The following is a 9548-nucleotide window of genomic DNA, read 5'->3' as shown; positions in this document are numbered from 1 at the left end:
GGGGTGCAGTGCCCCATGGCGGCGTGTTCGGGCGGACAGCCGGGGGGCGGGGGCGGCGCAGGCATGGCGCAATGTCCCATCGCCGCATGTTCGGGCGAACAGGACGGTGGCGGCGGCGGGGGCGCCACTACGGGCATCGTGCAATGGCCCATGGCGGCATGGTCGGCGGTACAGCCGGGCGCGGGGGCGGGATGCGCCATCGCGTCGGGTTGTGCGGCCAGCAACAGGAGTGCCATTGGAATCATGCCGCATCCTCCGCCGCGCGCACCGTCACGACCTGCATCATCCCGGCGTGCATGTGATAGAGGAGGTGACAGTGAAAGGCCCAGTCGCCCGGCGCATCGGCAGTCAGGTCGAAGGTCACCTTGCCGCCCGGCTGGACGTTTACCGTATGCTTGCGCGGGGCATGGTCGCCCTTGCCCGTGACCAGTTCGAAGAAATGACCGTGCAGGTGGATGGGGTGCGTCATCATCGTGTCGTTGACCAGGGTCACGCGCACGCGCTCGCCCAGCGTGAAGGGAATGGGTGCGGTGACCTCGTTCATCTTCACCCCGTCGAACGCCCACATATAGCGTTCCATATTGCCGGTCAGATGGATCTGCATCTCGCGCGACGGGACGCGGGTATCGGGGTTGCGATCGAGCGCGACGAGATCGCGATAGGTCAGCGCGTCCGCGACATCCTCCAGCCCCTGTCCGGGCTCACCGGTGCGATCGACCGGCATCGGCGAGATCGACTGGACAGCGGGCGTGTCCTTGACGCTCGGCGCGCCTTTCATGTCACGCATGCTGTGCCGCATCGGTTCGCCCGGCGCGGTCATCCCATGTCCCATCGCGCCATGATCCATGCCCATATCGCCCATACCCATATCGCGCATCGTCGCGAGCGGGCGGGCGCGCAGCGGCGGAACCGGCGCGGTCATGCCGGGGCGCGGCGCGAGCGTTGCGCGCGCCATACCCGATCGGTCGCTGTTCTCGGCGATGATGCTGTAGGCGCGGTCTTCGGGCTCGACGATCACGTCATAGGTTTCGGCGACCCCGATCTGAAATTCGCTGACCCTCACGGGACGGACATTCAGGCCGTCGGCCTGCACCACGGTCATCGCAAGATCGGGGACGCGGATGTTGAAGGTCGTCATCGCCGACGCGTTGATGATACGCAGCCGGACGCGTTCGCCCGCAGCGAACAACCCGGTCCAATTGTCGGCGGGGCCGTGACCGTTGACGAGATAGGTATAGGCCGCCGCGGTCACGTCGCTGATGTCGGTCGGGTCCATCCGCATCGCGCCCCAGGCGACACGGTCGTTCAGCGGCTGGTCGCGGCCCGCGATCAGCCCCGCAAGCGTCTGCTTGTTGTGGTTGAAATAGCCGCCCATCTGCTTGAGCTTTTTGAAGATCGCATGCGGGTGCAGCGCGCTGTGGTCGGAAAGGACGATCACATGCTCGCGGTCATAGGCGACGGGATCGGGATCGGCGGGGTCGATGACGATCGGGCCGTAGTGGCCCATCTGTTCCTGCAGCCCCGAATGGCTGTGATACCAATAGGTGCCCGACTGCCGCACCGGAAATTCATAGGTGAAGGTCGCGCCCGGCGCGATTCCGGGAAAGCTGATGCCCGGCACGCCGTCCATATGAAAGGGCAGGATCAGCCCGTGCCAGTGGATCGAGCTATCCTCGTCGGGCAGGGCGTTGGTAACGTGCAGCCGCGCCGTGGTGCCTTCCTTCAGCCGCACCAGCGGCCCAGGAATCGTCCCGTTTATGCCGATCGCATGGCTGGTCTTGCCATCGGCGGTCAGCATCCGGTGCGCGATGGTCAGGCGGATATCGGCGCCGCCGACCGCCGGCAGCCCCGACGCGATCGGTTGCGCCCAGGCGGGGAGCCACGGGACAAGCGCCGCCGCGCCGCCTGCCGCCAATAGCGAACGGCGGCCGATCGCGCCGCTCATGCGATGGCTCCGCGCAGCATCCAGAGCGCCATCGCGATCATCATCAGATTTTCGGTCAGCGATACGAAGCCCAGCGGTACCTTGCTGCCGCCGCCGACGCAGGCGCATTTGATGTCGCGGCGGTCGATATAGACCGCCTTGAAGACCGACACCGCGCCGATGATGGCGATGAACAGCGCGACCGGGATCGACAGCCAGGGGAGGGCGTGCGCGGTCATCAGAACCCCGGCCAGCCCCTCGGCAAAGGGGTAGACATAGGAATAGGGAACCCAGCGCCGCGCGAGCAGGTCATAGTTGAGGAACATCGTCGAGAAGCTCTCGACGTCCTGCAGCTTGAGCAGCGCCAGAACGATCATGCTGAACGAAATGAACCATTCGGCGGCGCGCAGGGTGAAGGGGCTGCCGTAGGCGGCGAAGCTCGCGGCGAGCGCCATCAGCGCGGTCATCGCGAACAGTGCGATCACGGGCGTATAGCTCGTCGCTCCCGGATCGCGGACGGCAAGGCCGAAATGGCGGCGCAGATCGTCATAGCCGCCGATCCGGCGGCCATCGATGAAGGTCTGCGGCGTCGTCTTGACGCCATGTTCGGCCTTGAACGCGTCGGTTTGCGCGCGCGTCTCCAGCCAATGATCGTCGACGGTGAAGCCCTTTCGTTCGAGGAGATGCTTCGCTTTCAGGCCATAGGGACAGATATGCTGTGGCATGACCATGCGGTAGAGGGTTGCTGTCTGTGTCATGCCGCCTGTATAACCTCCGTACCATGGTACGGAGTCAAGCGATGCAGCTTTCGATCGGAAAACTGGCGGAAGCGGGCGGCGTCGGGGTCGAAACGGTCCGTTATTATCAGCGCCGCGGGTTGATGACGACGCCAGCGCGCAGCGGCGGCGAGGGGTGGGGCGCCGGCATCCGTCGCTATGATGCCGACGATGTCCGCCGGCTGAAATTCATCCGGTCGGCGCAAGGGTCGGGCTTCACGCTCGAGGAAATCGCCGAGCTGCTGGAACTCGAACAGAGCGACGATCGTGCGCGGGTCCGCAGCCTCGCCCGCCAGCGCATCGCCGCGCTCGACGCCAAGATTGCCCAGATGAGCGAAACCCGCGCCGCGCTCGCGCGGCTGGCGGACCAGTGCGCCGCGACCGACAAGGGCCCTTGCCCGATACTCGCGGCTTTCGAGCCCTGACGTCATCGCGCGGAGCGCAGCGACGACGCAATCGCCCGCTGTCGCCCGTACGCAGGGTCGATGGCTGGAGATTGCCTCGCTTCGCGCGCAATGACGACGTTTCAGGGCGCAGCGCGGCCTAGCTGTGCAGGAAGTGCATGACGTCACCGTCGTGCACGACATAGGCCTTGCCTTCGGCGCGCAGCTTGCCGGCTTCGCGCGCCTTGGCTTCACCGCCCAGTGCGACATAATCGTCATAGGCGATGGTTTCGGCGCGAATGAAGCCCTTCTGGAAATCGCTGTGGATTTCGCCCGCGGCCTCCGGCGCGGTCGCGCCGGTATGGACGGTCCAGGCGCGCGCTTCCTTCGGGCCGACGGTGAAGAAGGTCAGCAGGTGGAGCAGCTCATATCCCGCGCGGATCACGCGCGCGAGGCCGGTTTCGTGCAGCCCCATTTCTTCCAAGAACATCATGCGTTCTTCGCCGTCCATGCCGACGAGTTCGCTTTCGATCGCTGCCGAGACGATCACCGCCTGTGCCCCTTCGGCCTTGGCGCGCGCGAAGACGGCTTCGCTGTGCGCGTTGCCGGTCGCGGCATTCGCTTCTTCGACATTGCAGACATAGAGGACGGGCTTGCTGGTCAGCAGCTGCGCCTGCCGGAGGATGCGCTCTTCATCGGCGTCCTTCGGATCGGTCAGACGCGCGGGCTTGCCGTCGCGTAGCAGATCGAGCGCCTGGCCGAGCACCGATGCTGCGGCCTTGGCTTCCTTGTCGCCCTGCGCGGCCTTTTTCGCGAAAGCGGGAACACGCTTTTCCAGGCTTTCGAGGTCGGAAAGCAGCAGTTCGGTCTCGACCGTCTCGGCGTCGGCGACCGGGTCGACCTTGTTCTCGACATGCTGGATGTCGTCATCCTCGAAACAGCGCAGGACGTGGATGATCGCGTCGACTTCGCGGATGTTGCCGAGGAACTGGTTGCCGAGCCCTTCGCCCTTCGACGCGCCGCGCACGAGGCCGGCGATATCGACGAAGGCGAGCTGGGTCGGGATGATCTTCTGACTGCCCGCGATCGCCGCGAGCTTGTCGAGCCGCGCGTCGGGCACCGCGACATTGCCGATATTCGGTTCGATCGTGCAGAAGGGATAATTCGCCGCCTGCGCCGCCTGCGTCTCGGTCAACGCATTGAACAGCGTCGACTTGCCGACGTTCGGCAGCCCGACGATCCCGCATTTGAAACCCATTTTCCTACCCTTTTAATCAAGCCGGCGGGCAAAGACCCGCACCGGCTGCAAATCCCAGTCGAGGCGCTCATAGAGCCCCGCGGCGGGATTTCCATCCCGAACCATCAATTCCACCTTCGGACAGCCCCGCGCCCGCAGCCAGTCGCAGCCGGCATCGAGCAGATCGCGTGCGATCCCGTCGCCGCGCCGGTCGGGCTGGACGCCCAGATAATAGACCCAGCCGCGGTGGCCGTCGAAGCCGACCATGATCGTACCGACAATCGCGCGTCCGGCTTCGGCGAGCAGGATCGTCGCGGCGTCGTGGCCAAGCGCCCGGTCGAAGTCGGCGTCCGGGTCGTTCCAGGGCCGGGTGAGGTCGCAGCTTTGCCACAGGGCGACCGCGGCGTCGCGATCGGCGGGCGTCGCGGCGCGGATCAGCGTCATGGTTGCAGCCGCAGCGCCAGATCGTTCTGGAACCGCACGTCGTCGCCCTCGGCAAGCCAGCTCGCTTCGGCGGCGATCGCGCCAAGCAGGTCGGTCAGCGGTTCGATCTCGGTCTTGTGGTAATTGCCGAGGACATGGCCCGTCACGCGGTCCTTGTGCCCCGGATGACCGATGCCGATGCGGACGCGGCGGAAATCGTCGCCGATATGCTGGATCATGCTGCGGATGCCGTTATGTCCGGCCGCGCCGCCGCCCTGTTTGACCTTCACCTTCATCGGCGCAAGGTCGAGTTCGTCGTAGAAGGCGGTCACGTCCTGCGGCGCAAGCTTGTAGAAATCCATCGCGGCGCGCACGCTGCGGCCGCTTTCGTTCATGAAGGTGCCGGGCTTGAGCAGCAGAATGCGGGTCCGGCCGATGCGGCCGTCCTGCAACCAGCCCTGAAATTTCTTGGCGGGCGGCGCGAATTGATGGGTGTCGGCGATCACGTCGATCGCCATGAAGCCGACATTGTGCCGGTTCATCGCATATTGAGGCCCGGGATTGCCGAGGCCGACCCAGAGCTGCATTGCGGTGCCTTTCCCGGGTCCGATGGAAACGCCCCTCCCGCCGGGGAGGGGCGCATCCGGTAAGCGTTAGGCTTCGCCTTCGGCGGCTTCGCCTTCGTCCTTCGTCGTGTCGCCATCGCTCGACTTGAGCGCCGACGGAGCGACGATGGTCGCAATCGTGAAGTCGCGATCGCTGATCGCGCTCTCGACACCCTTGGGCAGAGCGACGTTGCTGATGTGGATCGAATCGCCGACGTCGAAGCCGGTGACGTCGATGCTGATTTCGTCGGGGATCTTGTCCGCTTCGCAGACGAGTTCCAGCTCGTGACGAACGATGTTCAGCACGCCGCCGCGCTTCAGGCCGGGCGAGGCTTCTTCGTTGGCGAACACCACCGGCACTTCGACATGGACCTTGGCGTCCTTCGAGATGCGCAGGAAGTCCGCATGGATCGGGCGATCCTTGACGGGATGAAAGGCGACGTCCTTGGGCAAGGTGCGGACGGTCTTGCCGCCCACTTCGATCATCACGACCGAGTTCATGAAGTGACCCGTCATCAGCTGCTTCATCAGCAGCTTTTCTTCGACGTGGATCATCAGGGGTTCTTCGTTGCCGCCATAGACGACGGCGGGGACGCGGCCATTGCGACGCAGGTCACGCGAGGCTCCCTTGCCTGCACGTTCGCGCGTCTCGGCCGTCAGCGTCAGCTGATCGCTCATATCATTTCTCCGAGAAACAGTTGCACATATCCGCCACGCCTCCAGGGATGACCATGACGGAAGCGCGGGCGCATAGCCGGGAACCGGCGGAAAGGCAAGCGCGATGCGGGAAAGGGGGATCGGATCGGCGAAAAGGGGAATGTCGGTATCGCATCCCGTCTTGCCGCCGGGCTATTGCACCCGCACCACCCGGTATCCGGCCGCTTCCAGAGCGGCGGGAACGCCGTCAGCGCCCACCAGATGTCCCGCACCGACCGCGATCAGCACCGTGCCGGGTTTCGCCATGCGCTGCTCCACCCACTTGGTCCAGCGCCGGTTGCGATCGGTGATGATCGCGGCGCGCGCGGCCGGGACCGCGTCGACATCCTCGTTCACCACCTTTTCGAGTGCGGCGACGTCGCCGCGCGCCCAGGCGGCGTTCATCGCCTTCACGTCGGCGACGCCGCTTGCCGAATTGGCGAGCGCGCGCGTCAGCAGGCGGCGCTGCGTTGCGGCGTCGAGCGTTTCGAACAGCGTCAACTGCCCCCGCGCCGTCTCCAGCCCGCCGATCGGCTTTCCGGCGTCGGAAAAGCGCTGCGTCAGCCGGGCTTCGACGCCATTTTCGGGCGACAAATCGGCCTGCTGCGCGACACGCTGGCCCATCAGCACCAGGATTGCCCAGTCGTCGAGCGCATCGCCGCCGAAACCGCTGCCCGCGCCTTCTATCTTGCGATAGGCGGCAAGCGCCGCCGGATCGAGCCGGCGCTCCATCGCCAGCGGCGCGCTGCGCGGTGCGAGTTCGCGGAACACGTCGCCTGCAGCCGCGAGTTGATCGGGCGCCAGTTCGAGGACCAATTCGTCGGCCGCCGCAATCGCCGCGCCGACCTTCCCGCCGTCCCAGCGCGTGCCGGCGGGAAGCGCGTGCATCGAGCCGAGCAGGAAGATGCGCGTGTCGGCGTCTTCGACCAGCCACATCGCCGGATGCGCTTCGGTAACTGGCGTCGCAGCTTTGCAGGCGAGCAGCAGCAACGGCAAAAGGGCCGCCGCGGCGCGGCGACCCCAGGGCCGAAAGGCAAGGGCGCCCCGATGCCTCACTGGATGCGCGTCACCTTCAACCCGCGCTCCTTGAGATAATCCTGCACGCTCTTTGCTCCCGCCAGATGGCCCGCGCCGACCGCGACGAAAACGGTGCCCGGCTGCGCCATGCGCGCCTCGATCTGTTCGGCCCAGCGCGCGTTGCGATCCCACAGCAACGTCTTGGCGACGTCGGGCGTTTCGGCAAGCCCCTCGTTCATCGTTTCGGCGAGCGCAGCCGGATCGCCGGCCCCCCATTGCCCGACCATCGTGTCGAGCTGCGGCCCCAGCTTGTCGAGATCCTTGACCATGACGTTGAGGAAGGCGATCTGGCTGGACATCGGCAGCGCATCGAAAAAGCCTAGCTGTTCGCTGAGCGTTTCGAACCCGGAGATCGGCTTGGCGGCCGCCTTTGCCGCATTGCTCAACTGCTTTTCGGCGCCCTCTTCGGGGTTGTAGCCCATTTTGGTCAGCGGCAGCACCGACAGGGTGATCCCCGCAAACCACGGCTTGAAGCCGTCGAAGCTGGCGGGCGGCAGGCCCAGGCTGGTCATCGCCGCCTGATAGGCCGCAAGCGCTGCCGGATCGAGCCGCGACGAAAGCGCCGTTCCGCTCTGGTCCAATGCCAGCGCCATCGTTTCCTTCGCTACTTCATTCTGGTCTTCGGGCAGTACAAGTTCGAGCTTGAGTTCGTCCGATTTGTCGAACGCATCTTTGACGGCGCCGTCGAACCAGCTCAATCCGGGCTTTAGCACGTGCACGGTGCCAAACAGGTAGACGGTGGTGTCGTCGTCCTTCACCGCCCAAAGCGCGGGTTTGATCGCGGTCGTCGTTGCCGCCGCGGGCGCGGCAGCTTCCTGCGCCGCGGCGCTATTGTGTCCCGGCACGACCGCGCATTGGGCGAGGGGAATGATCGCGCAGCTGAGCGCAAGTTTGCGGAAGAAGGAGGTCATCGGGCCTGCTTTCGTTTCAAAAGGGGAGGGGCAAGGGGTTCGCTGATAATCAACGATATTTGAACCAGAGATAGACGATCAGGTTGACGGCGAGCGTCAGGACAAAGAGCGCCATGGCGTCGACCGGCGGCGCGAGGCTGGCGCGGGCGGCGACCCACCATACGGGGCAGGCGATCACAAAGGCATGAAAGCCGGCGACGCTTCCCAGATAATAGGCATGGCGTTCATGATCGTCGACCGCGCGGAAATAGAAGAGGCTGGCGACACTCATCCCGACGACCCAGATCACCGAGACGATGATCGCCGTTGCGGGGGTCAAGGGCGCATTGCTCGCCAGATCGCCCGACCCCTGCGCAACCTGGAGCGTCAGCGCAACCCCCGCGCCAAGGCTCATCGACGCGACCATCGTCACCCAATAGAGGCGCTTGCGCGGCGACCAGCCGGCCCAGGCTTCGCGGTTCAGGCGGATATAGAGCGCCATACCGGCCAGTGCGAGGACCAGCGCCGCCACCGGGCCCGCCCATGTCGGCAACGGCTGGCCGCCGGTTTCGGCCAGGCCGTCGCTATAACCGGCGAAAGCGCCAGCAACGGCTCCTGCGATCATGATGATGGCAACCGGCCACAGATAACCGGGACCGGCGCGGCGTTCCTTCGGCATGTTCGTCATCATTCCTGTCCTGCAAAACCGTCGTCGAAAATCTCTTCGATCGGCATTTCGAATAGTCGGGCCAGCTTGAAAGCGAGCGGTAAAGACGGGTCGTATTTCCCTGTCTCGATTGCATTTACTGCCTGCCGCGACACGTCGAGCCGGTCGGCCAGTTCGGCTTGGCTCCAATTGCGCATTGCGCGGAGGACTTTCAGTTTGTTGTTCATCGGCGCCTCGCCAATAGGATCCCTTCGGGCCTGCATATAGTCACAATCGATATCCTTTTGTCAGCCGATCGAAACGCGATGCCCGCCCGCGGGGATTTTCGGGATCAAGAGGCTGGAGCGCCGCCGCGTCGGGCCGCGCTCCAGCTCAAGTCGCCTGCCGACACCGGGGAGCATCGACGCGGACGAAGCCCGATGGAGGGGATCAGCGGCCGGGCTTGATCATCAGCAGCGCCAGCTGGGTGCCGCCGTCGGCGCGGGCAATGGCGCGTTCAACCTGCGGCTTTGCGGCGGCGAGGGCAGTCGCCTTGCAATCGGCTTCCATCATGCGGTCGTTCAGGCTGCGTCCGCCCGTCGCGCAGAGGGCGCGGGCCGCCGTGCGAACGCGTGCCTCCAGCGTTTCGCGCCCCTTTGCGCTGGTGAGCTTGAGGTCGTCGATGCGGATGGTGGCGGTGGGCGCTTCATCGACGGTCGCGGCGAGTGCCGGCGTGCCGGCCAGAGCGAGCGAGAGGGCGAGAATGGCGGTACGAGCGATCATGATGGGTCTCCTTGGATGATGTCTTGGTCACGTCAACCTGTCTTCATGTCAGGTATGCATGACTATATGTCGTGATTCGCTGACCATGTCAACAACACATGACAAAAA

At 65.3% G+C, this 9548-nt stretch carries 12 protein-coding genes and 1 pseudogene; 1 reads left to right on the top strand and 12 read right to left on the bottom strand.

Annotation, left to right across the window (positions count from 1 at the left end):
• The 3 genes and pseudogenes from ATE59_RS18280 to ATE59_RS16050 all read right to left on the bottom strand — a co-directional run.
• A pseudogene (locus ATE59_RS18280) lies at positions 1-245 on the bottom strand (copper resistance protein B); the annotation flags it as partial.
• Entirely contained in the window at positions 242-1945 is a 1704-nt protein-coding gene (locus ATE59_RS16055; protein ID WP_082657462.1) for a copper resistance system multicopper oxidase, read from the bottom strand. The gene ATE59_RS16055 and the pseudogene ATE59_RS18280, both read right to left, overlap by 4 nt.
• On the bottom strand, positions 1942-2682 hold the full coding sequence (locus ATE59_RS16050) for a glutaredoxin family protein (RefSeq protein ID WP_058813293.1): 741 nt from the start codon (positions 2680-2682) through the stop codon (positions 1942-1944). Before ATE59_RS16050 ends, ATE59_RS16055 begins: the two co-directional genes overlap by 4 nt.
• A 41-nt stretch (positions 2683-2723) precedes the next feature.
• On the opposite strand from ATE59_RS16050, the gene ATE59_RS16045 reads away from it, so the two are divergent.
• On the top strand, positions 2724-3125 hold the full coding sequence (locus tag ATE59_RS16045; protein ID WP_003044661.1) for a MerR family DNA-binding protein: 402 nt from the start codon (positions 2724-2726) through the stop codon (positions 3123-3125).
• 118 nt (positions 3126-3243) lie between these two features.
• On the opposite strand, the gene ychF is transcribed toward ATE59_RS16045, so the two are convergent.
• The 9 genes from ychF to ATE59_RS16000 all read right to left on the bottom strand — a co-directional run bounded on the left by ychF (position 3244) and on the right by ATE59_RS16000 (position 9440).
• Positions 3244-4341 (bottom strand): redox-regulated ATPase YchF, encoded by a 1098-nt coding sequence (ychF, locus tag ATE59_RS16040; RefSeq protein WP_003044658.1) that lies wholly within the window; start codon positions 4339-4341, stop codon positions 3244-3246.
• Between the two features lie 12 nt (positions 4342-4353).
• The gene (locus tag ATE59_RS16035; protein WP_058813292.1) at positions 4354-4764 is read right to left on the bottom strand and encodes a GNAT family acetyltransferase; all 411 of its coding nucleotides are present in this window, start codon (positions 4762-4764) and stop codon (positions 4354-4356) included.
• Positions 4761-5330, bottom strand: coding sequence for an aminoacyl-tRNA hydrolase (gene pth, locus ATE59_RS16030; RefSeq protein ID WP_003044654.1), 570 nt, complete (start codon positions 5328-5330; stop codon positions 4761-4763). The genes ATE59_RS16035 and pth overlap by 4 nt, the downstream gene beginning before the upstream one ends.
• Positions 5331-5396: 66 nt before the next feature.
• Entirely contained in the window at positions 5397-6026 is a 630-nt protein-coding gene (locus ATE59_RS16025; protein ID WP_003044652.1) for a 50S ribosomal protein L25/general stress protein Ctc, read from the bottom strand.
• Between the two features lie 171 nt (positions 6027-6197).
• Complete coding sequence (locus tag ATE59_RS16020) at positions 6198-7040, bottom strand: TraB/GumN family protein (RefSeq protein ID WP_231737460.1); 843 nt, start codon at positions 7038-7040, stop codon at positions 6198-6200.
• A gap of 56 nt (positions 7041-7096) precedes the next feature.
• Entirely contained in the window at positions 7097-8032 is a 936-nt protein-coding gene (locus tag ATE59_RS16015; RefSeq protein ID WP_058813290.1) for a TraB/GumN family protein, read from the bottom strand.
• 49 nt (positions 8033-8081) lie between these two features.
• Positions 8082-8702 (bottom strand): hypothetical protein, encoded by a 621-nt coding sequence (locus ATE59_RS16010; protein WP_231737459.1) that lies wholly within the window; start codon positions 8700-8702, stop codon positions 8082-8084.
• Positions 8699-8905 carry a helix-turn-helix transcriptional regulator gene (locus ATE59_RS16005; RefSeq protein ID WP_003044644.1) on the bottom strand — a complete coding sequence of 69 codons (207 nt, stop codon included), beginning with the start codon at positions 8903-8905 and terminating at the stop codon, positions 8699-8701. Before ATE59_RS16005 ends, ATE59_RS16010 begins: the two co-directional genes overlap by 4 nt.
• Positions 8906-9107: 202 nt before the next feature.
• On the bottom strand, positions 9108-9440 hold the full coding sequence (locus ATE59_RS16000) for a UrcA family protein (protein WP_058813289.1): 333 nt from the start codon (positions 9438-9440) through the stop codon (positions 9108-9110).
• Positions 9441-9548 lie beyond the last annotated feature (108 nt).

Source organism: Sphingopyxis sp. A083 (genome assembly GCF_001468495.1).
GTDB classification, from domain to species: Bacteria; Pseudomonadota; Alphaproteobacteria; order Sphingomonadales; family Sphingomonadaceae; genus Sphingopyxis; species Sphingopyxis terrae.
Note: the sequence above shows the minus strand (reverse complement) of the source record. Positions and strands in the feature narration are given on the sequence as shown.